This window comes from Streptomyces sp. NPDC005962 (genome assembly GCF_040629205.1).
Lineage (GTDB): Bacteria > Actinomycetota > Actinomycetes > Streptomycetales > Streptomycetaceae > Streptomyces.
In genome coordinates, this window is sequence record NZ_JBEXVE010000003.1 from 147,794 (window position 1) to 168,402 (window position 20,609).

A 20,609-nucleotide genomic window follows, 5' to 3' on the forward strand; every position below is an offset into this window, starting at 1 on the left:
TCAGCTCACCACTCCACTCATCACGCCGATGGGCACGGCGATGAAGCCGCAGGTCAGGATGGCCGCCAGGCCGTTCGCGGCCAGTTTGAGGGCCCGGTCGCGGCGCGGCCGGCCCGCCCCGAGGGTCTGGGCGGCGCTCCAGAAGCCGTGCCGGACGTGCAGCCCGAGGGCGAGCATCGCCACGATGTAGATGGTGTTGCCGTACCAGGTGGAGAAGGTCGCCACGATGTTCTCGTACGGATGGCCGGGCTCGGCGCGCTCGTTCACCGTGAGCGTCGTCAGATCCAGGATGTGCCAGACGATGAACAGCCCGAGGATCACCCCGCCCCAGCGCATCGTGCGGGTCGCGTAGCTCGCCCGCCGCCGCTGATGCGCGTAGCCGCGCGGCCTGGCCGCCAGATCCCGGCGGCTGAGCTGGTACGCGGCCACGCCGTGCAGCACGACGGCGGCCAGCAGCCCGACGCGGGCCAGCCACAGGAACCCCTCGTGCGGGAGGAACGGTTCGCCGAGGGTGCGCAGCCAGTGCGCGTAGCCGTTGAGGTCGCCGGGCCCGAAGAAGATCTTCAGGTTGGCGAGCATGTGGGCCACCAGATAGGCCAGCATGATCAGCCCGCTGACGGCCATCACGGCCTTCTTACCGATGGTCGACCGCCACACGGAGCCGATGAAGGACTGCTTCCGCGGCGGCTTCCGCTTCTGGGCGGGCCGCCGCTCGTGGCCCGTGTCCGTCCGTGTCGCCAGTGCCATGTCTGTGACGCTAGGCAGCGCCGTGGTGATTCGTCCAAGACATGATCCGGCTGGTTTCCATAGCCGATGTCTATGAACCCTGCCTATGATCGGCTTGTGCAGCTGCAGCAGCTCCGCTATTTCGCCGCCGTCGCGGACACCCGCCACTTCACCCGGGCCGCCGAACGGCTCCATGTCGCCCAGCCGTCGCTGTCCCAGCAGATCAGGGCGCTGGAACGGGAGCTGGGCGCCGATCTCTTCCACCGCGCGCGCGGCCACATCGCCCTCACCGACGCGGGGGAGGCGCTGCTTCCGCTGGCCCGCCAGATCCTCGCCGACACCGAGACCGCGCACCGCGAGGTCCAGGAGGTCGCCCAGCTCCGGCGCGGCCGGGTACGGCTCGGCGCCCCGCCCAGCCTGTGCGCCAGCCTCGTACCGGATGTGCTGCGCCGCTTCCACGACGAGTTCCCCGGTATCGAGCTGATCATCGACGAGGGCGGTTCCCAGGACCTCGTACGCACCCTCGCCGCCGGTGAGCTGGACCTCGCCCTGATCATCACCCCGCTGCCCGGCCAGGCCCCGGCCCTCGCCGCCACCGAGCTGCTGCGCGAGGAGCTGGTGGTCGCCTCCTCGCCCGCGTCCCCGCCGCCCACGAAGGCCCGCAGGATCAGGGTCGAGGATCTTCGCGACCGGCCGATGGTGATGTTCCGCCGCGGCTACGACCTGCGGGAATTCACCACGGCGGCCTGCCGGGCGGCGGGCTTCGAGCCCTCGTTCACGGTCGAGGGCGGCGAGATGGACGCGGTGCTCGGCTTCGTACGGGCGGGGCTCGGCATCGCCGTGCTCCCCGGCATGGTGGCGGCGCGCTCGGGACTGCGGGTCACGCCCTTCGCGGGACAGACGATGCGCCGCACCATCGCCGTCGCCCACCGCAAGGACGTCGCCCCGCCGAGGGCCGCGCGCGAGCTGCGCCGGGTGCTGCTGGAGTATCTGCGCTCGGCCGACGCGGACGACCTCCCGGGCCTGCCGCCCGGCACCCGACTGCTGCCCTGACGCACGCCAGGGGTCAGCCCCACAGCGCCGTGGCCGCCGCTCCGCCCGCGAAGGCGGCCGCCACCCCGGCGACCAGACTGCCCACCGCGTTGGCGGCCGCGACACCGCGCGCCCCGTCCTCCGCGAGCCGCAGCGTCTCGTACGAGAACGTCGAGTACGTGGTCAGCGCGCCGCACAGCCCCGTCCCCAGCAGCAGCTGCAGCTGCGACGACGCGGCTCCCGCCGCCACCGCCCCGGTCAGCGCTCCCAGCACCGCGCACCCCACCACGTTCACCACGAACGTCCCCCAGGGGAACACCGAGTCATGCCGGGTCTGCACCATCCGGTCGGTCAGATACCGCAGCGGGGCGCCGACCATCCCGCCCGCCACCACCAGGAGCCAGTTCACCGGTCACGCCCCGGGAAGCGGACGATCTCGACCGGGTCCAGGATCACCGGACCGTCGCCGGTGATCTCCTCCAGTTCGGGCAGGAAGGACCGCACCCGCTCCTCCGTATCGATGATCACCACGCAGACCGGCAGTTCCTCGCTGAGCGACAGCAGCCGGGAGGTGTGGACCAGGGACGAGGCGCCGAACCCCTCCACCCCGCGGAACACGCTCGCCCCCGCCAGCCCCGCCCGGTGCGCGCGGTGCACGATTTCGGCGAAGACCGGTTTGTGGTGCCAGGTGTCGTTCTCGCCGACGAAGACGCTCAGCCTCAGTCCGTTCGCGTTCATCCCGTGCTCCTGCCGTACGTTCCCACGACCCCGACGACCCGACGGGTGCCCACCACCGCGCCCCATACCGCCGCCATCGCCGCCAGCAGCGTCACCACCAGATAGACCGCACCGGTCGCCGCGTGGCCGTCCAGGACGAGCCGCCGGAAGTCCACGGCGTACGTCGAGAAGGTGGTGAACCCGCCCAGCACCCCGGTGCCGACGAAGGGCCGCACCAGCCGGTGGGCCGCCCACACCTCGCCGATCAGCGCCAGCAGGACGCCGATGAGCGCACAGCCCACCACGTTCACCAGCAGCGTCGTCCAGGGGAAGGCGCCCGAGTCGGTCGGCCACAGCAGGGACGCCGCGTACCGGGCGGCCGCGCCGATGGCGCCGCCGACCGCGACCACGCACACCACCGGGCCCTGCCCCCGCCACGGGCTGTGCCGCCGCCGTCGTGTGCCCTCCGCCATACGGCTCAGGCTACGTGGCGCGGGCACCGCTTCACGGCGCGTGTCCCCGGCCGGTACCGTCATGCCCGGAAGATCGTGAGGCGTGCGGACAGCAGTTGAGACAACGAGGAGACAGCCCATGAGCAACCCGTTCGACAATCCCGACGGCCGTTACGTCGTGCTCGTCAACGACGAAGGACAGCACTCCCTGTGGCCCTCCTTCGCCGAGGTGCCCGAGGGCTGGACCGTCGCGCACGCCGAGGACGACCGCCAGGCGTGCCTGGACTACGTCGAGGAGCACTGGACCGACATGCGTCCGAAGAGCCTCGCGACCGCGATGGACACCCCCGCCACGTCCTGACCGGGCTCCGTATCTGCGGGCCGCCCCGCCACGGCGTTACGTTGGGCGTGTGACGGGTGCGATTCCTGACGCTCCGGGCGCTCCGGTTGTTCCGGGCGCCATGCGGGCCTGGGTGGTTCGCGCGCCGGGCCGGATTGACCAGGTGGAGCTGGAGATTCCGCGCCCGGCGGACGACGAACTGCTGGTCCGGGTCCGGGCCTGCGGGGTGTGCCGTACCGATCTCCACATCCGCGACGGCGACCTGCCGCCGCACCGCACCCCCGTCGTCCCCGGGCACGAGGCCGTCGGCGAGGTGATCGCGGCGGGCGAGCGGGCCGCCGGGCACCCCCTGGGCGCCCGGGTGGGCGTCCCCTGGCTGCGCCGTACCTGCGGCCGGTGCCGCTTCTGCGTGCGCGGCCAGGAAAACCTGTGCCCCTCGTCCGTCTACACGGGGTGGGATGCGGACGGCGGTTACGCTCCGTACGTCACCGTACCGGCCGCGTACGCCTACGAGCTGCCCGCCGGATACGCCGACGAGGAACTGGCCCCGCTGCTGTGCGCCGGGATCATCGGCTACCGCGCGCTGCGCCGCGCCGACCTCCCGGCGGGCGGACGGCTCGGTATCTACGGCTTCGGCGGCTCCGCGCACCTCACCGCGCAGGTCGCCATCGCGCGCGGCGCCGTCGTCCATGTGCTGACCCGCTCGGCCGCCGCCCGGGACCTCGCCCTCGAACTCGGCGCCGCCTCCGCCCGGGACGCCCACGACCGGCCGCCCGAACCGCTCGACGCCGCGATCCTCTTCGCCCCGGCGGGCGAGCTGGTGCCGGTGGCGCTGGAGGCGCTGGACGCGGGCGGCACGCTGAGCGTCGCCGGAATCCACCTCTCCGGCATTCCCGCGCTGGACTACGAGCGCCACCTGTTCCACGAGCGCACCCTGCGCAGCGTCACCGCCAACACCCGTGAGGACGGCCGCGAGTTCCTCACCGCGGCCGCCGCCCACCGCATCCGCGCCATGGTCACCCCCTACCCCTTCGACCGCGCGGACGCGGCCCTGGACGACCTCGCGAACGACCGGGTGAACGGCGTAGCGGTGCTGGTGGCGCCCTGAAGCGCTAGGCGGGACGGGGCGCGGCGAGCCAGCCGGCGATGGTGGCGGCGATCGGCTGGCCGGTCTCCAGCTCGATGAACCCGAACTGGCCGCCCTGATTGCACTCCAGAAACCACCAAGTGCCGTCGTCGTCCTCGGCGAAGTCGAAAGCTCCGTAGGCGAGACCGCCGAAGGTCATGTATTCCTGTACGGCCTGGGCGATCCGGTGGGGAACGTCCACCGCGTCCCATAGATGGCCATAGAAACCATACCTCCCGTCAACCTGCCCGGAAGCTGCCGTCTTCCGGGCCGCGAACAAACGGCCGCCGACGCAGGTCAGTCGGATATCAGCCGTTTTGGGAATGTAGCGCTGAAGAAGCGTGGCACCTGCCGCGACGCCCGAGAAATCCGCGTCGGGGTCGATGCGGGTGGTGGGCAGTGTGATGGGGGGATTCACCGGCGGAGGGCCGGAGACGGTCTTCACCACGATGTCCTGGAACTGACCGGCGAACTCCTTGGCGGCGCGCGGATAGGTGGTGATGAGCGTCGGGGGAACGGCGAATCCACTGCGGTGCGCGGTGCGCAACTGCCACGGTTTGGAACGTGCCAGCAGGGAGGCGCTGGGATGGTTCATCCAGCGCGCCTCGGTGGAATACAGCATTCCGTAAAGGGCCTGGCCGCACTCGGCGGTCAGCCACTCGGAGGGCTCGGGGGCGTGCGCCGCCGGCTGCCCCGGGCGGCGCACCCAGATGGACCGCAAGCTGTTCACGCTGACCAGGCGACCGTCGGTCGACAGATAGCCGGTGAAGTCGCCGCGGTCGAATTCGGCCGAGAGCCCCGCCTGTCCGGGAAGGTCGGCGGGATCGAATCGGATCAGCGGGACATTTCGCGCGCGTAATTCGGACACCACCAGGTCGGCTGTCACATCTTCCTGGCAGGTCAGGATGAGTACCGTCATCGACGTGGAAGGCCGGTGGGGTCGGTCAGTCGTCGAAGTGCGTCTTGGAGCCCGCGGTGGAGGTCGTCGTGCCGCATTCCAGAAGCACCCCCCGGTCGGAGATGGCGGGGCGTCCATCGGGCAGCACATTCAGCTGCAGGGCGGCGTTGTACGAGTACGGAATGACGGCCGGTGATTGCTCGGCTGGGACCGCATGGTTCAAGGCGAAGGGCTTCATGGCTGACCTCTAATACTCCACGGGATTCGCTTGTTTCGAGATGAGCTTGACCATCACACAACACTACGTAATAAATCGGTAGGAGGTTCACTACGCGCTGTTATGTCAGATCTGTGACAGCATGAAGTACGTCACACCGGACGCGCAATTCCATTACATCCGGCCCGGTTCCGGGGCGCGGTGCGCGCCGCGGCGGCCCCCGCGCGACGGCCGGTCACCTGCCGCATCCATGCCTCCACCTCAGCCTTTCCGGGGGTTTCCGGGGGTGCCGTACCCCTTCGCGAACAACCCGCCCTGCCCGACGGCGCGTCGGGCCGTCGGCTTCCAAGACGCCATCCGGGCCGTCCGGGTTGGCCGATAAGGTCACTTCGATCTCCTCGGCCGCAACGGTGCAGCGCAGCGCCGGTGTGAGCTGGGTCTCTTCCGTCCCGCCCGGCGGCGGCCCGCCGGAGCGCACCGGACCGGCGGACCGCGCCGGGTCCGCGCCGGGTCCGCACCGGGTTCAGGGGCTGCGCGTCGGCACCGAATGGGCCAGGTAGTTGTTTGAACACCATGGCGGCGTTCACTCCTTCTCTGTGCGCCGTTCACCGTTCTTGCCGGACCGAACGTTCCGGCCAGGTAAAGCAACTCCCACGCCCATGCCATGGGTGGATCAATTCGGCCATGTAGCCGGGTGTCGCCCGCACTTCCCCCGGGCCCTTGCCAGAGCGGGAGGCCGGGCCGCCGGACGGGAACCATGGGCCGTGCTTTGCCGTTCTTTTACCAAGAGCCCCTCAAGCCACGAAGGAGTCGCGGTCACCGCGATGGACGACCCTCCCAGTACCCCCCGCCCCACCCCGGATGCGCACGAATCCGTATCCGCCCCCGTATGCGCCCCCATGTCCGCCCGTGAGCGGGCCGGCGAGCGCAGCGGAAGCACAGGTAGCAGCGGAAGCACAGGAAGGGGACCGGCGTGCTGACCGAAGTGCTGCTGGTCCTGCTCGCCTTGGCGCTGACCCTGGCCTGCGCGGTCTTCGTCGCCGCGGAGTTCTCGCTGACCACGGTCGAGCGCGGGGAGCTGGAGCGGGCCGCCGCGGCGGGCGAGCGGGGCGCCGGAAGCGCGCTCAAGGCCGCCCGCAGGCTGACGTTCCAGCTCTCCGGCGCCCAGCTGGGCATCACCGTGACCTCGCTGGTGATCGGCATGCTCGCCGAACCCTCGCTGGCCGTCCTGCTCCAGGGCCCGCTGCGGGCCGCGGGCCTTGGCGGCGCCGCCTCGTCCGTGGCCTCGGTGCTGGGCGTGGCGCTGTCGACCGTCGTCCTGATGGTGATCGGCGAGCTGGTGCCCAAGAACTGGGCGATCTCCCGGCCGCTGGCCGTGGCCAAGGTCGTCGCGGGCCCCCAGCGCGGCTTCACCGCCGCCTTCGCCCCGCTGATCCACCACCTCAACAACACCGCGAACCGCCTGGTGCGCCGCGCCGGCCTGGAGCCCGCCGAGGAGCTGGCCTCGGCGCGCACCCCGGACGAACTGGTCGCGCTGGCCCGCCATTCGGCCGCAGAGGGCGCGCTGGAGCCCGACTCGGCCGAGCTGTTCGTCCGTACGCTCCACCTGAGCGAGCTGACCGCCGAGAACGTGATGACCCCGCGGGTGGACGTCCAGGCGCTGGAGGCGCACGCGACCGCGGCCGACGCCGCCAACCTCACCCTGGCCACCGGCCTGTCCCGGTTCCCCGTCTACCGCGACAGCCTCGACGAGGTGGTCGGCACCGTGCACATCCGCGACGTCCTCGCGCTGGACGCCGCCCGCCGGGCCGCCACCCCGGTCACCGAGCTGGCCACCCCTCCGCTGCTGGTCCCCGACAGCCTCCCGGTGGACCGGCTGCTGGACCGGCTGCGCGGCGCGCACACCATGGCCCTCGTCATCGACGAATACGGCGGCACCGCCGGTGTCGCGACCCTGGAGGACATCGTCGAGGAGGTCGTCGGCGACGTACGCGACGAACACGACCCCGACGAGACCCCCGCCCTGGTGCCCGCCGGACCCGGCACCTGGGAGGCGGACGGCGCCGTACGGCTGGACGAGCTGTCCGCCATCGACCTGACCGTGCCCGAGGGCCCGTACGAAACCGTCGCGGGCCTGATGGCCACCGCCCTGGCACGCATCCCCCGGGCGGGCGACGGCATCGAGACCGACGGCTGGCAGCTCACCGTGCTCAAGGTGGACCACCACCGCGCCGACCGCATACGGATCACCGCCCCGGCCTCCGCCGACGCGGGGAAGGACGCCCGATGACCCTGCTGCAACTGGCCATCGGCGCCCTCACCCTGCTCACCAACGCCTTCTTCGTCGGCGCCGAGTTCGCCCTCATCTCCGTGCGCCGCAGCCAGATCGAACCCCACGCCCAGAACGGCGGGAAGCGCGCCCGCACCGTGCTGTGGGCGCTGGAGCACCTGTCCGCCCTGATGGCCACCGCCCAGCTGGGCATCACCATCTCCTCGCTCGTCCTCGGCGCGGTCGCCGAGCCGGCCATCGCCCACCTGCTGGAGCCGGTGTTCGCCGCCGCCCGCGTCCCCGAGGCCCTGGTGCACGCGATCGCCTTCGTCCTCGCCCTGACCGCGGCCACCTATCTGCACATGCTCATCGGCGAGATGGTCCCCAAGAACATCGCCCTCGCCGCCCCGGAGCGCACCGCGCTGCTCCTCGGCCCGCCCCTGGTCGCCCTCACCCGCGCGCTGCGCCCCGTCGTCTTCGGCATCAACGCCTTCGCCAACGGGCTGCTGCGGCTGCTGAAGGTCGAGCCCAAGGACGAGGTCGAATCGGTCTACACCGACGCCGAACTCATCCGGCTGGTACGGGACTCCAGCGACGCGGGCCTCCTCGACGCCTCCGACAGCGAGCGGCTGCGCGACGCCCTGGAGCTGGGCACCCGGCGGGCCGGGGACATCCTGGTCCCGCGCGGCGAGATGGTCACCGTCGACCACCGGGTCACCCCCGCCGTCCTGGAGCGCGCCGCGGCCGCCTCAGGCTTCTCCCGGCTGCCGGTCACCGGCCCCGGCGGTGCGGTTCTGGGGTACCTCCACATCAAGGACACCCTCGGCGTGGCCGACCGCGACCGGCCCTTCCCCCGCACCGCCCTGCACACCGTCACCCGCGTCCCGGCCGACACCCCGCTGGACGACACCCTGACGGCGATGCGCGGCGCGGGCACCCATCTGGCGGCGGTGACGGGCGACGGCGGCGCCGTCCTCGGCTTCGTGACGATGACGGACGTTCTGGAGGAGCTGGTGGGGGAGGCCGCGTCGGACGCTCCCTGACCGGCCCGGTGCCTCATGTCTGCGGCGTGAGGTTTGCCCCCAACGGTCCGGTAAAGAAGCCAGACGGGCAGCCCAGCCCTGCACCCCGTACCTCGAAAGGCCAGAACCGCACCATGAGCATCGTGAGCTGGATCGTCCTCGGGCTTATCGCTGGAGCCATCGCCAAGTTCCTCCTCCCCGGCCGGGACCCGGGCGGTCTGATCGGCACGACCGTCATCGGCGTCATCGGCTCCTTCCTCGGCGGCTGGCTCTCCGCCGAGTTCCTCGACCGCCCCGTCGACGACCAGTTCTTCGACCCCGCCACCTGGGGAGCCGCCATAGCCGGCTCCCTGGTCCTGCTGATCGCCTACCGTCTGCTCTTCGGCAACTCCCGCCGCTGACGGCATGCGAAACGGCCTCCTCCGCTGCCTGTGCAGAGGAGGAGGCCGACGAGGACTCAGCCGTCGGTGACCCGCGGGCCCGGCTTGAAGCCGTTCCGGTGGGCCAGGGCGACCACGGCGGTGGCCAGCAGCGCCAGCCCGAACAGCACCCAGGGGATGGACCCGGCACCGGCCGACTCCAGCAGGAGACCGCCGAACACCCCGCCGCCCGCGACCGCGAGGTTGAAGACGGTGACGAACATCGACTGCGCGACGTCGGCGGCCTCCCCGGCCGCGTCCGCGTTGGCGGTCTGGAGCAGCGTGGGCGCGCCGCCGAACGTCACACCCCAGACGACGATGCCGAGGAACACCAGCGGCACCGACGAGCCCGCGACCCCCAGCACCAGGGACGCGAGCGCGAACCCGGCGAGGCTGAGCAGGGTGACCGGGCGCAGCTTGCGGTCCACCAGGACCCCGGTGAGCCAGATCCCCCCGATGGCCGAGGCGCCGAACACCAGCAGCGCGAGGTCGACACGCCCGCCGAGACCGGCCCGCTCCAGGAAGGACGCGATGTAGGTGTAGAGGATGTTGTGCGCCAGAATCCACAGGAGCACCACGGCCAGCACGGAAGCGATGCCCGGCATGACGAAGATCTTCCGGATCGGCAGCCGCTCGGTGGCGCTCTGGCCGGCGAAGTCCGGGACCAGCGCACGAATCCAGAGCATCAGCAGCAGCGCGACGCCGGACATGATCCAGAACACCCCGCGCCAGTCGAACAGCGACCCGAGCCAGGTGCCCAGCGGGACCCCGAGCGTCAGCGCGATCGGCTGGCCCACTCCGACGATGGCCAGCGCCCGGCCCTGCAGATGTTCGGAGACCATCCGCCGGCCGTATCCGGCGAGCAGCCCCCAGACGACTCCGGCGGCCATACCGGCGATGAAGCGGGCGGCGAGGGTGAGTTCGTAGCTGGCGGACAGCGCCGTGACGGTGTTGAAGGCCAGCAGCCCGCCGACCGCGAGGAGCAGCAGCGGCCGTCGTCGCATACTGCGGGTGGCGGCGATGACGGGGATGGCGGCCACCACGGAGCCGATCGCGTACAGCGTGACGAGCTGTCCCGCCAGCCCTTCGGAGACGCCGAGGCCGTCGCCGATCTGCGGAAGCAGGCCCGCGGGCATCGTCTCGGTCATGATGGCCAGGAATCCGGCGGTGGTCAGCGCCAGGAGTTTCCCTATGGGGAGGCGCTCGTCGTCGGTGACCCGCTGCGGGTCCATGGCAGTTTTCGCACTGCCGGTAGTGCTCACGTAGTTCTCCCGTTTTCCGTGTCGGAGCCGGGCGGGGACGTTTCGGCCCGCCCCCGCCCGGCTGTTGGTCAGGTCAGTAGGTGTCAGTGCGTGTCAGTAGGCGGTGGCCAGGGAGCCGAATCCCCTGACGCGGTCGGCGACGCCGTTCTGCCGCAGTGCCCGCCAATAGAGCACCGTGTTGTTGGAGATGACGGGCTTGCCGAGCCATTCCTCGGCGGCGGCCGCGACGCGCATCATGGCCATATTGGTGCCCACCTGCACGATCGCGTCCACGTCCGGGGTGTCGACGGCCTTCACGGCGTCCCGCAATTCGGGCTCGGGTACATGGGCGATCCGTTCCGGACTGCTGCACCCCAGCCCCGTCATCGACACCACGTCATATCCGGATTCGGTGAAGAACCGGCTCACCGAGTCGTCACCGGACGGAACGTACGGGGTGATGACACCGAGCCGCCGGGCGCCGTAAAGGGACAGCGCCGTGGTGAAGGCGTCCGGGCTCATGGTGACCGGAAGACCCCCGCTGGCGGACTTCATCGAAGCCACCACCTCGTCCTGGGAGCCGGGGCCGTCCCAGTAGATCTCGGGGGAGAAAGCGATGACGAAGCAGTCGGGTTTGCACGGCAGAAGACTGCCGATCGCCCGATGGGTCGACTCCCGGTAGCTGCTGATCAGATCGTCGATACCGCCGGTGAGCGAGGTGTCCTCGGTCTGCATGCGTCCGGTGTGGTTGGTCACTCCTTCCGGGCGCATGGCTTCCATTTCCGGCTGGACGGAGGTGTTGGTCGCGGGAAGGACCACGCCGACTTTGAGACGCGGTCCGAGGCAGTCGGTCATATCGCGCTCCTCGACTCTCGTGTGAGGGTGAGCTGGGGGCTTACTCAGTAGTCCTACTCATCGGTCCTAATCAGTAGTTGGGGGCCTTGATGAGGAGGTGTTGCCGCCCTATGATTTCCGGAACGATGACGGCGTCGTTCCACGACGACTGGTCCACCTGTTCCAGTGCGATCGAGACGGCGCCCTCGGGGACCTCGAAGTGCCGCGTCACCAGCGCGGTGAGGTCCTCGGTGAGCTGCTTCCGCCGCTGTTCACCGATGTCCAGGGGGAAGTGCTTGATGGTGAGATGAGGCATGTCTTCCTCCGTGGTGCTCAGTTGCGTGGGGCTCAGTTGCCGAGGCGGGTGTGGATGGCCGATACGAGTTCGCCGACCCCCTTTTTCTTCAGCACGCTGTAGTGATCCCCGACGAGCTCGACCGTGGTCGGCGGGGTCGCGGAATAGCCCGAGCTGCCCTCGATGAACGAGTAGTCGTCGCCCGAGGCCTTGAAGATGGTCACGGGTGTGTTCAGCTCGCGCTCGGCCAGTTCGCGGAAGCTGTACTCGAATTCGTAGGTGGCCTCCACGATCCGGGTGATGCGGCGGATGAGCGCTTCGTCCAGCTGCGGGAGGAGTTCATGGATGAACGCCACGAACTCGTCCTCGCTCCGGACCGTCTCAAGGCAGCGATCGCGGTCGGGCCCGCTGATACCGCCGGTGAAGACGGAGTAGAGGATCGTGAGGTAGGCCGGATTGCGGTATGTCGCCTCACGCCCGAACTGCTTCCCGTCCGTCTCCCGAACCTTGGGGTTTCCGGGGCAGATCAGAAACAGGTTCTCCACCTGTTCCCCCGCGTCCTCCAGCTGCCACGCGGTCTCGAAGGCGACCCGGGCGCCGAAGGAATAGCCCCACAGGGTGTAGGGGCCTTCCGGCTGGATTTTCCGGATCTCGGCCACATCCGCCGCGGCCATGTCCCGGATCGTCGGGTAGGGCGTCTCGCCGTCGTTGATGCCGTGCGCCTGGATTCCGTAGAACGGCCGGTCCACGTCCGCGCCCGAGGCGAGCTGCTGGAGATTCATGGGATAGCCGCCGAGCCCCGGCCAGCAGAAGACCGGCGACTTGCCGCCCTCGGGGTGCAGCCGCAGAAACCGGGATATCTCCCCGGTGGCGGTGCCGTCGATATGGGGGGCCAGCCGGGCGACCGTCGGCGCGTCGAAGAGCACCTGAACCGGCAGCTTGGTCCCGAACCGCTTGTTGAGGCGGTTGACCAGGGTTACGGCGATGAGCGAATTGCCGCCCGCCTCGAAGAAGTTGTCCTCGGTGGAGACCGGCTCGTATTTCAGTGCAGCCCCCCACAGCTCGGCGAGGGCCTTTTCGATGTCGGTCTCCGGCGCCACGAAGGCCCGGCTCTCCAGCCCCTGGGACAGTTCCTCGAAGGTGGCCAGCGATTTGACGTCGATCTTGCCGTTGGCCGTCTGCGGCAGCGCGTCCAGGACGACGACCCTGTTGGGCAGCATGTAGTCCGGCAGATAGGCGGCCAGGTCGTCCCTGATCACCTCGGTCGGGCCCTTCATATGGACGATGTCCTCGCCCATGCCCTCGCTCGCCTCCTGCTCGGCCGAGATCCGGCCGCCGACGAAGAAGTAGGAGGCGCCGGCCGGGATCGAGGCGTCGGTCAGGATGCTGTCCAGACGCCGCGCGGCGGGCAGCGGATGGCCGCTCTTGGAGCTGTAGCCGGAGGACATCAGGCCCAGCCCCAGCTGGTTGGCCTGGAGGTGGTGGAGCTTCTTGCCGAGCGCGATGTACTCCAGCCAGGGCTCGGCCGCCCGGCTGACGGCGCTGATGCCGAAGCTGGCGCGCTCGTAGACCGCCTGGTTGATGGCGATCACATGCTTCTTCAGCACCAGTTCGTCGGAGATCTTCTCCAGGTCGCCGGAGCGGTACCGGTACTGACCGCCCGGCAGGTCGGTGACCTTTCCGGGGTTCACCTGGAGGTAGACCTCGGTGGGGTCCTCCGGCTGCCGGCCGTCGCTCTGCCGGATGTCGAAGGTGCCCAGGTAGTGGTCGTCCTCGGCCACGTCGAACCGCGGCAGCAGCTCCGGCCGGAACCCGTCGGGGTGGATGGCCAGCCCGTGGGCGGGCAGCACCTGCTCGAACAGGCCGACCATATGGCCCGTCTCGAACTCCAGGACCTCCAGGATGTTGTTCTTGTAGACGGGCTCGATGGCCTGCCGCTTGCCGACGAAGTGGACCTTCAGCCGCGGCGAGCCGCCATCATCTTCCACTGCGCGGACCAGGGTGAGCTGATGGTCCAGCGGGTTGTAGTAGTGGATACCGGCGGGCAGATCGCCGATGCCGGAGATCTCCAGGTACATCTGGGTCGCGTACAGCGCGCCGGGCGAGGCGTACGCGTACTTCGGCAGCAGCCGCTCCTCGCTGTGGAACTGTCCGAAGGAGCGCAGGATCGCGCCCAGCCCCGCGAGGGTCAGCTCGCCGAGCGGCCGGGACGCGAGGGGGTCGACACCGTGGTCGAGCAGCTTGAGGACGCGTGCGCGGCTGGTGTCCCCGCCCTCGTAGAAGCGGTAGGTCTTGCGGGCGAACGCCTCGCGGCGCAGCACCGGGCTCGCCTCGCGGCCGGGCAGGTCCACCTGGGTCCGTCCGGCGAGCTGCTCGGACGTCCGCAGCCCGGGGTTGGAGAGCTGGGCCTTGACCTGGAGCTTGTTGGACTTGGACTGGTGGTGGGAGCCGTGATTGCCCTGGTCCATCAGGGCGGCTTCCTTGGGGTTCAGCTCCACGGCGGCGACGAGGTTCTGGGAGCCGGTGCGCGGGTCGTCCTTGACCAGGACGGCGGCCCGCTTGACCCAGGCGTGGTTCTCGATGGTGCGGGCGACCTCGTCCAGCTCGACGCGGTAGCCGCGCAGTTTGACCTGGCTGTCGGTCCGGCCGAGGAAGTGGACGATGCCGTCGGGGGCCTGGGAGACCAGGTCGCCCGTCCGGTACAGCCGTACAGGGTCCTGCCCGGGCTCCGGCGCGAGGTGTGCGAAGCGCTCCTCGGTCAGCTCGGGCCGGTGCAGGTAGCCGCGGGCGAGCTGGGCGCCCGAGATGTACAGCTCACCGGTTTCGCCGTGCGGCACGGGCCGGTGGTTCTCGTCCAGCACGTGGTAGCCGGTGCGGGCGACCGGGGCGCCGATGGGGATGACGGTGGGTTCGTCGTCCACGGTGTCCGGACGGATCTCGTACGCCGAGGAGTTGATGGTGCACTCGGTGGGGCCGTACAGGTTCACCAGCCGCGCCGTCGGCAGCGTCGCGAAGAACTCGGCGGCCAGCGCCCTGGTGAGCGCCTCACCACCGCTGAACACCCGGACCAGGCTGGTGCAGTCGCCCAGCCGCTCGGTGTCCACCAGGGCTTGGAGCAGCGTCGGGACGCACTGGAGGGTGGTCACCCGGTGGCGGTCGATCGTGTCGATCAGCCCCTCCGGGTCGCGGTAGACCCCCGGGGCGCCCATCACCACGCGGGCGCCGCACGCCGAGCCGAGGATCTCCCACTGGGCGGCGTCGAAACTCATCGGGGTCTTCTGGAGGATGACGGTGCCGCCGCCCAGATGGCCGGCGTCCCGGAGCCAGCCGAGCTGGGCCGCGATGCTGCGGTGTTCGACCATCACCCCCTTGGGCTTGCCGGTGCTCCCGGAGGTGTAGATGACGTAGGCGAGCCCGTCGGGCTGTGGCTCTTCCAGGGGGTCCGGCTGGGGCGGCGGGGCCCCGGTCGGCCGCTCGGCCAGCGCCTCCTCCACCGTGAGGACGAGGGTGTCGGACGGGGCGAGCTGGCGCAGCCGGTCGGCCAGCTGCGACTGGCAGACGATGACGTGGGCGCGGGCGTTGTCGATGATGAAGCGCAGCCGCTCCTCGGGATAGTCCGGGGAGAGCGGCACATACGCGCCTCCGGCGCCGAGGATGCCCCACGCGCCGACGATGAGGTCGAGGGACGGATCGGCGAAGAGTCCCACACGGTGGTCGCGGCGTACGCCGGACTCCTGGAGGCGACGTGCTAAGCGGGCGCTTCGGTCGAGGAGGCCCGCGTAGGTGAGGTGGGCGTCCGCGGAGACGACGGCGATGTCGTCGGGTCGTGAGGCGGCTTGTGTGCGAAGGAGCTCAGGCAGCGTGGCATGGCCGACAGGCATGAAAAACCTTCCCGTTGACTCTGGTTGATGGCTTCCGGCGATGGCTTTCGAGCACGAACGCCGTCGGATGAGATCAAGCAGTTTTGACGAGACTGGTCTGTTCAGGTCTTCGGTGGTCACCTCGGACATGTCCGCCGGGGCCTGCGGCCGGAAGACATCCCGGGCCTGGCGCCGGTCATGGGCATGGACGAGGCTTGGTGTGCTCAAGGGCGCGCCTGGATGTGTCCCCCGTTTGCGTACCCAGAGCTGTCTGACAGCCACTGACCGTAGAAAGTAGGCTTGCCACATGTCAAATAGTTCGATGTTGAACTCACCTCGACTCGATGGGACCGGCGAGGTGAACGAGCAGCGTGGGCAGGGGCGTGGGAAAGGGGATGACGCGCTTGATCGCATCCTTCAGCAGTGGTCGGAAAGCCGCCCTGACCTGGACGCATGGTCCATGGGGATGATGGGGCGGCTCTCGCGCGCGACCCGGCTCGTCGAGCAGGGCGTGGCGGCGTACCTCGCGGGCGAGGGTATGGAGCGCTGGGAATTTGATGTGCTCGCAACATTGCGCCGCAGCGGCCCGCCGTACGCCCTGTCCCCGAAGGCCCTGGCCGCGACCATGATGATCAAGCCCCCGGCGCTGACCCACCGGGTCGACCGGCTGGTGGACCGCGGCCTCGTCGACCGCGAACTCGACCCCACCAACCGCCGCCGCATGGTGATTTCACTCACCCAGGAGGGGTTCGAGCTGGTGGACAACGCGGTGGAGGGGCATATCCGCAACGGAGAACGGCTGTTCAGCGCCCTGGACCGGACGGAGCAGGAGCAGCTGTCCCACCTGATGCGCAAGCTGCTGCTCTCGCTCGGCGACACGCCCCCCGCGCCGTAGGCGCCGGGCGCCGTGTGAACTCCGGGACGCCCGGCGGTACGTCAGCCTTCGACAGGAGTTCACACGCCTCGCCGTCCCGCACGGCCGTGGCGGCGGTGCGGGCGGGACGGGCCGTGCGGCCCGGCTGACGGTTAAGCCAGTGGCGCCCCCGGCAGGACTCGAACCTGCGGCCAAGCGCTTAGAAGGCGCCTGCTCTATCCACTGAGCTACGGGGGCCGGTGGTGGGCCTGGAACTGCTGAGCCCCCGGGTGCCGACGGGGCCGCGATGCGGCCGTGGTGCCGGTGGCCGGGCGCGGCGGTTCCGTGACCTTGCCGGGGACAAGGATAGGGCTCCCTGCGCCTCGCCCCGGTTGCTTCACCTCCGTGGCACGTTGTGGAGGTTCAGTGAAGCGGTCCGATAATCGCAGGCAGGTACGAAACTCGCATCGTTTTTCACGCCCCAAACGGCGGGTGTTGTCTACTCGTTATGCCTGAGTCCCGCGCGTCCCGTATGCCTCGTGTCCGGTCTGAGGTGATCCGGGTGGGTCTCTTAGACGCGCACGAGTGAGCATACGCTTCAAAAAGAGATCAAAACCGGGCATTCTTCGCATGTGGCGATCTTGGACGTACGGCCCCGGCTGCTCGACGCGCTGACCGCACTGCGCGACCGCGTTGACGCCGCACGGTTTCCGCTCCCCCTCCCCGGTGCCGACCGCGCTCGCCGCAGCCGCGCCGAATTGCTCGCTCAACTGGACGACTACCTCGTGCCCCGGTTGCGTGCCCCCGAAGCGCCTCTGCTGGCGGTGATCGGCGGCTCGACCGGAGCAGGGAAGTCCACTCTGGTCAATTCGCTGGTCGGACGGCGGGTGACGGAGGCCGGCGTGCTGCGGCCGACGACCCGTACGCCGGTGCTGGTGTGTCACCCCGACGATCACTCCTGGTTCGCCGGGAAACGGGTGCTGCCGCAGCTCACCAGGGTGTGGGTACCCGCCCAGGGAGACCGGGCGGAAGGACCGTACGACGAGGAGGAACGGGCCCGGGAAGGCGAGGGGCCCGCGGCCCTGCGCATCGAGACCGACCCGGGGCTCGCACGGGGGCTCGCGCTGCTCGACGCGCCCGACATCGACTCGCTCGTCGCCCGCAACCGCGATCTCGCCGCCGAGCTGATCTGCGCCGCCGACATCTGGGTGCTGGTCACCACGGCCACCCGGTACGCCGACGCCGTCCCCTGGCATCTGCTGCGGACCGCGAAGGAGTACGACGTGACACTTGTCACCGTGCTCGACCGGGTGCCGCACCAGGTCGCCGCCGAGGTCTCCCGGCAGTACGCCGCGCTCCTTGGCGAGGCCGGGCTCGGCGAGATCCCCCGGTTCACCATCCCCGAGCTTCCCGAGTCGGCGGGCGGCGGCAGCGGACTGCTCCCGGCCACCGCCGTCGCCGCGCTGCGCGACTGGCTCACCCGGCACGCCCAGGACCCGCAGGCCCGTACCGTCGCCGCCGCCCGCACCGCGGCCGGCGTCCTCGCCTCGCTCCAGGCCCGGATGCCCGCCCTGGCCGGAGCGGCGGCGGCCCAGCACGCCGCGGCGGTGCGGCTGGTCCAGCGCGTCGAGGGGGCGTACGGGGAAGCGGCCGAGCGGGTGCGGCGGGAGATCGCCGCGGGCGCGGCGCTCGCGGGCAGCGCGCTCACCCACTGGAACGGCCAGCCGCACGACAGCACCCCCGGTGAGCTTCTTACGGCGCTCACCGAATCCCTCGCCACCCTGCTGCGCAGCGCGGCGGCCGCCGCCGACGACCGGGTCGCCGAGGCGGGGAAACGGGACCCTGCCGCCCGGACCGGGCTCGCCCCGGCCGACGCCCGCGAGGCCGGGGAACGGATCGGCGTGGCCGTACGGCGCTGGCAGCGCTGCGTCGAGGAACTGGCCGAGGAGGAGACCCGCGCCCGCGTCCCCGACGGCAGCGGGACCGACGCGTCCGACGAGGTCGTCGCCCTGCTGGTGACCTCCCTGCTGGGCGGGCGCCGCGCCCGTGAGGCGGGCGAACGGCTCGCCGAGACGCTGGGCGCGCACCGCGCGCTGGGGCTCGGAGACCGCGGCGGGCGGCTGCTCGACGGCTGCGTCGCGCGCGTCCTGGAGGCGGAGCGCGACCGGCGGCTGGCGCCCCTCGACGCCCTCGACGTGACCCCGGACCACCAGGTCCAGCTGATCGCCGCACTGTCCCTACTGCAGAAAGAGAGGTGACCCAAGGTGACGGCCACTGCTGCCGGTCTCGATGGCGGGGATGGATGCGGGCCCGGGGACGATACGGGCTCCGACGGTGTGGTGCGGGCGCGGCAGACATGGGACGACGGGCTGATCGCCCGGCGCGCCGGGAGGCGGGCCGTCCGCCGCGCCCCCCGGGAGGCCTCCGGCCCGACCGCCCCGGCGCCGCGGACCGCTGCCGAACGTGAACCGCAAGAGGCTTGCGGGTCCGGCGACGCACGGGAGCCCCGCGAACCGGCGCCCTGTGAGCCCGCCGTCTCGTACGGCTCCCATGCCTCCCATGGCTCCTACGCCTCCTACGGCTCGGGCGACCCGTATAAGGCGTATGAGGTCTACGAGGCGTACGCGTCCTACGAGCGGCCCTTCGGGCCCGGCGCCCGCAGCATCGCCGCCGGCAGTCTGCGGCCGCGCCTCGACGCCCTGCGCCAGCTCGTGGGGCTGTCCCGCACCCGGCTGGACGGACGCACCCTCGCCGGGGCCGGGCGGGTACTGGACGAGGCCACCGCGCGCGGACGGCATCCGCTCGGGCACACCGTCGTCGCCCTCGCCGGAGCCACCGGAAGCGGTAAGTCGACACTCTTCAACGCGCTCGCCGGGGCGCCGCTCTCCGAGGCCGGTATCCGCCGTCCGACCACCGCCGCGCCGCTCTCCTGCGCCTGGACCGACCACGCCGACGGGCTGCTGGACCGGCTCGGCATCCCGCTCGCGGACCGCCGCCGCCCGGCGTACCCGTACGATCCCGCGCTGCGCGGTCTCGTCCTGCTGGACCTGCCCGACCACGACTCGGCCGCCCCGGGGCACCGGGACCGGGTGGACCGGCTGCTGGGGCTGGTCGACGCGGTGGTGTGGGTGGTCGATCCCGAGAAGTACGCGGACGCGGTGCTGCACGAGCGCTATCTGCGCCCGCTGGCCGGTTACGCGGAGGTGACGTTCGTCGTCCTCAACCAGGTGGACCGGCTGCCCGGCGACGCCGCCGACCAGGTGCTGGACGATCTGCGGCGGCTGCTCGACGAGGACGGGCTGGCGCTCGGCGAGCACGGGGAGCCGGGCGCGGCCGTGCTCGCCCTGTCCGCGCTCACCGGGGAGGGCGTCGGGGAGCTGCGGGACATGCTCGGCGGGCTCGCCGCCGAATGCGGCGCGGCGGAGCGACGGCTGGCGGCGGACGTGGACGGCACGACCGCCCGGCTGCGCCCGCAGTACGTGGCGGACGGGGCACCGGAGGGGTTCACCGGCCTGACGCGGGCGGCGTTCGAGGACCGGCTCGCGGAGGCGGCGGGCGCGGCGGCGGCCGGGCAGGCCGCGGAGCGGGCCTGGCTGCGGGACGCGCGGTGGGCGTGCGGGACGCGGTGGGGGCGGCTGGTCCGGGGCCGGAGGCCGGTCGGCGGGCGGGCGGAGGACGAGCGGGAGGTGCCCGGGGCGCGGGCGAAGGCGGCGGCGATGGAAGCGGTGACGGCGCGGCCCGCGGTGGAGGAGGCCGTGCGCACGCTCGCCGACGAGGCCACGGCCGGGCTGCCCGGGCCCTGGGCCCAGGCGGTGCGGGAGGCGGCCGGGTGGGGCGGCCGGGGGCTGCCGGAGGCGGTGGACGAGGCGTTGGCGGCGGCGCGGCACGGGCAGTGCCTGACGCGGCCCGGGTGGTGGTCGGCGGTGGCGGCGGGCCAGGTGGTGCTGCTGGTGCTCCAGGTGGTGGCGGCGGTCTGGCTGGCGGGGGCCGTGGCGGGGCTGTTCGGCGGACCGGGCTGGTGGGCGCCCGCGGCGCTGGCGGCGGGCGGCGCGCTGGCCGGGGCGGGGCTGGCGTGGACGTGCGGGCTGGCGGCGCGGGGGCCCGCGCGGCGGTACGGACAGGCGGCGGAGGTCCGGCTGCGGGACGCGGCGGTGGGCTGCGGACGGGCGCGGGTGCTGGGGCCGGTGGGGGCGGAGCTGGCGCGGTACCGGGAGGTGCGGGCGCAGTACGTGATCGCGGCGGGGGAGGGGTGAGGTGAGGGGGCGGGGTGAGGTGAGGGACGGGTGAGGGGCGGGGCCTTCGGGCGGC

At 71.3% G+C, this 20,609-nt stretch carries 19 protein-coding genes and 1 tRNA gene; 9 read left to right on the forward strand and 11 right to left on the reverse strand.

The window, feature by feature from the left end; all coding sequences use genetic code 11:
* Complete coding sequence (locus ABZ370_RS06885; RefSeq protein ID WP_358617516.1) at positions 1-747, reverse strand: succinate dehydrogenase cytochrome b subunit; 747 nt, start codon at positions 745-747, stop codon at positions 1-3.
* 96 nt (positions 748-843) lie between these two features.
* Here ABZ370_RS06885 and ABZ370_RS06890 point away from each other — a divergent pair, with 96 nt between their 5' ends.
* A complete protein-coding gene (locus tag ABZ370_RS06890; protein ID WP_358617519.1) occupies positions 844-1,779 on the forward strand; it encodes a LysR substrate-binding domain-containing protein in 936 nt (311 codons plus the stop codon).
* 13 nt (positions 1,780-1,792) lie between these two features.
* Here the strand turns inward: ABZ370_RS06890 and crcB are convergent, their stop codons facing one another.
* The 3 genes from crcB to ABZ370_RS06905 are packed head-to-tail and all read right to left on the reverse strand — an operon-like array spanning position 1,793 to position 2,948.
* The gene (gene crcB, locus ABZ370_RS06895) at positions 1,793-2,167 is read right to left on the reverse strand and encodes a fluoride efflux transporter CrcB (protein WP_358617522.1); all 375 of its coding nucleotides are present in this window, start codon (positions 2,165-2,167) and stop codon (positions 1,793-1,795) included.
* Positions 2,164-2,496: a DUF190 domain-containing protein gene (locus tag ABZ370_RS06900; protein WP_358617525.1), complete on the reverse strand. Its 333-nt coding sequence runs from the start codon at positions 2,494-2,496 to the stop codon at positions 2,164-2,166. Before ABZ370_RS06900 ends, crcB begins: the two co-directional genes overlap by 4 nt.
* Complete coding sequence (locus ABZ370_RS06905; protein ID WP_358617528.1) at positions 2,493-2,948, reverse strand: CrcB family protein; 456 nt, start codon at positions 2,946-2,948, stop codon at positions 2,493-2,495. Before ABZ370_RS06905 ends, ABZ370_RS06900 begins: the two co-directional genes overlap by 4 nt.
* A 118-nt stretch (positions 2,949-3,066) precedes the next feature.
* Here ABZ370_RS06905 and ABZ370_RS06910 point away from each other — a divergent pair, with 118 nt between their 5' ends.
* Positions 3,067-3,288, forward strand: a complete 222-nt coding sequence (locus tag ABZ370_RS06910; protein ID WP_358617530.1) for an MbtH family protein — start codon at positions 3,067-3,069, stop codon at positions 3,286-3,288.
* Positions 3,289-3,388: 100 nt separating this feature from the next.
* Positions 3,389-4,375 (forward strand): zinc-binding alcohol dehydrogenase family protein, encoded by a 987-nt coding sequence (locus tag ABZ370_RS06915; protein WP_358618338.1) that lies wholly within the window; start codon positions 3,389-3,391, stop codon positions 4,373-4,375.
* A 4-nt stretch (positions 4,376-4,379) separates the two neighbouring features.
* On the opposite strand, the gene tgmB is transcribed toward ABZ370_RS06915, so the two are convergent.
* Both tgmB and tgmA read right to left on the reverse strand, forming a co-directional pair.
* Positions 4,380-5,312 carry an ATP-grasp ribosomal peptide maturase gene (gene tgmB / locus ABZ370_RS06920; protein ID WP_358617533.1) on the reverse strand — a complete coding sequence of 311 codons (933 nt, stop codon included), beginning with the start codon at positions 5,310-5,312 and terminating at the stop codon, positions 4,380-4,382.
* 25 nt (positions 5,313-5,337) lie between these two features.
* Positions 5,338-5,529, reverse strand: coding sequence for a putative ATP-grasp-modified RiPP (gene tgmA / locus ABZ370_RS06925; protein WP_358617536.1), 192 nt, complete (start codon positions 5,527-5,529; stop codon positions 5,338-5,340).
* A gap of 955 nt (positions 5,530-6,484) precedes the next feature.
* Between tgmA and ABZ370_RS06930 the strand changes: the two genes are divergently transcribed.
* From ABZ370_RS06930 to ABZ370_RS06940, 3 genes are all read left to right on the forward strand, one after another.
* Positions 6,485-7,798: a hemolysin family protein gene (locus tag ABZ370_RS06930; protein ID WP_358618339.1), complete on the forward strand. Its 1,314-nt coding sequence runs from the start codon at positions 6,485-6,487 to the stop codon at positions 7,796-7,798.
* The gene (locus ABZ370_RS06935; RefSeq protein ID WP_358617538.1) at positions 7,795-8,820 is read left to right on the forward strand and encodes a hemolysin family protein; all 1,026 of its coding nucleotides are present in this window, start codon (positions 7,795-7,797) and stop codon (positions 8,818-8,820) included. Before ABZ370_RS06930 ends, ABZ370_RS06935 begins: the two co-directional genes overlap by 4 nt.
* Positions 8,821-8,933: 113 nt before the next feature.
* The gene (locus tag ABZ370_RS06940) at positions 8,934-9,200 is read left to right on the forward strand and encodes a GlsB/YeaQ/YmgE family stress response membrane protein (RefSeq protein WP_358617541.1); all 267 of its coding nucleotides are present in this window, start codon (positions 8,934-8,936) and stop codon (positions 9,198-9,200) included.
* Between the two features lie 56 nt (positions 9,201-9,256).
* Here the strand turns inward: ABZ370_RS06940 and ABZ370_RS06945 are convergent, their stop codons facing one another.
* The 4 genes from ABZ370_RS06945 to ABZ370_RS06960 form a co-directional block, all read right to left on the reverse strand.
* Positions 9,257-10,480 carry an MFS transporter gene (locus tag ABZ370_RS06945; RefSeq protein ID WP_358617543.1) on the reverse strand — a complete coding sequence of 408 codons (1,224 nt, stop codon included), beginning with the start codon at positions 10,478-10,480 and terminating at the stop codon, positions 9,257-9,259.
* A 93-nt stretch (positions 10,481-10,573) separates the two neighbouring features.
* Positions 10,574-11,314, reverse strand: a complete 741-nt coding sequence (locus ABZ370_RS06950) for an arylmalonate decarboxylase (RefSeq protein ID WP_358617546.1) — start codon at positions 11,312-11,314, stop codon at positions 10,574-10,576.
* Between the two features lie 70 nt (positions 11,315-11,384).
* Positions 11,385-11,609 (reverse strand): tautomerase family protein, encoded by a 225-nt coding sequence (locus tag ABZ370_RS06955; protein ID WP_358617548.1) that lies wholly within the window; start codon positions 11,607-11,609, stop codon positions 11,385-11,387.
* A gap of 32 nt (positions 11,610-11,641) precedes the next feature.
* Positions 11,642-15,469: an amino acid adenylation domain-containing protein gene (locus ABZ370_RS06960; protein WP_358617551.1), complete on the reverse strand. Its 3,828-nt coding sequence runs from the start codon at positions 15,467-15,469 to the stop codon at positions 11,642-11,644.
* Between the two features lie 439 nt (positions 15,470-15,908).
* Between ABZ370_RS06960 and ABZ370_RS06965 the strand changes: the two genes are divergently transcribed.
* The gene (locus tag ABZ370_RS06965) at positions 15,909-16,343 is read left to right on the forward strand and encodes a MarR family transcriptional regulator (RefSeq protein WP_358617554.1); all 435 of its coding nucleotides are present in this window, start codon (positions 15,909-15,911) and stop codon (positions 16,341-16,343) included.
* A 140-nt stretch (positions 16,344-16,483) separates the two neighbouring features.
* Here the strand turns inward: ABZ370_RS06965 and ABZ370_RS06970 are convergent.
* Positions 16,484-16,559, reverse strand: a tRNA-Arg gene (locus ABZ370_RS06970).
* 383 nt (positions 16,560-16,942) lie between these two features.
* On the opposite strand from ABZ370_RS06970, the gene ABZ370_RS06975 reads away from it, so the two are divergent.
* Both ABZ370_RS06975 and ABZ370_RS06980 read left to right on the forward strand, forming a co-directional pair.
* Entirely contained in the window at positions 16,943-18,559 is a 1,617-nt protein-coding gene (locus ABZ370_RS06975) for a dynamin family protein (protein WP_358618340.1), read from the forward strand.
* 6 nt (positions 18,560-18,565) lie between these two features.
* Positions 18,566-20,554 (forward strand): GTPase, encoded by a 1,989-nt coding sequence (locus ABZ370_RS06980; RefSeq protein ID WP_358617556.1) that lies wholly within the window; start codon positions 18,566-18,568, stop codon positions 20,552-20,554.
* The last annotated feature ends 55 nt before the right edge of the window (positions 20,555-20,609 follow it).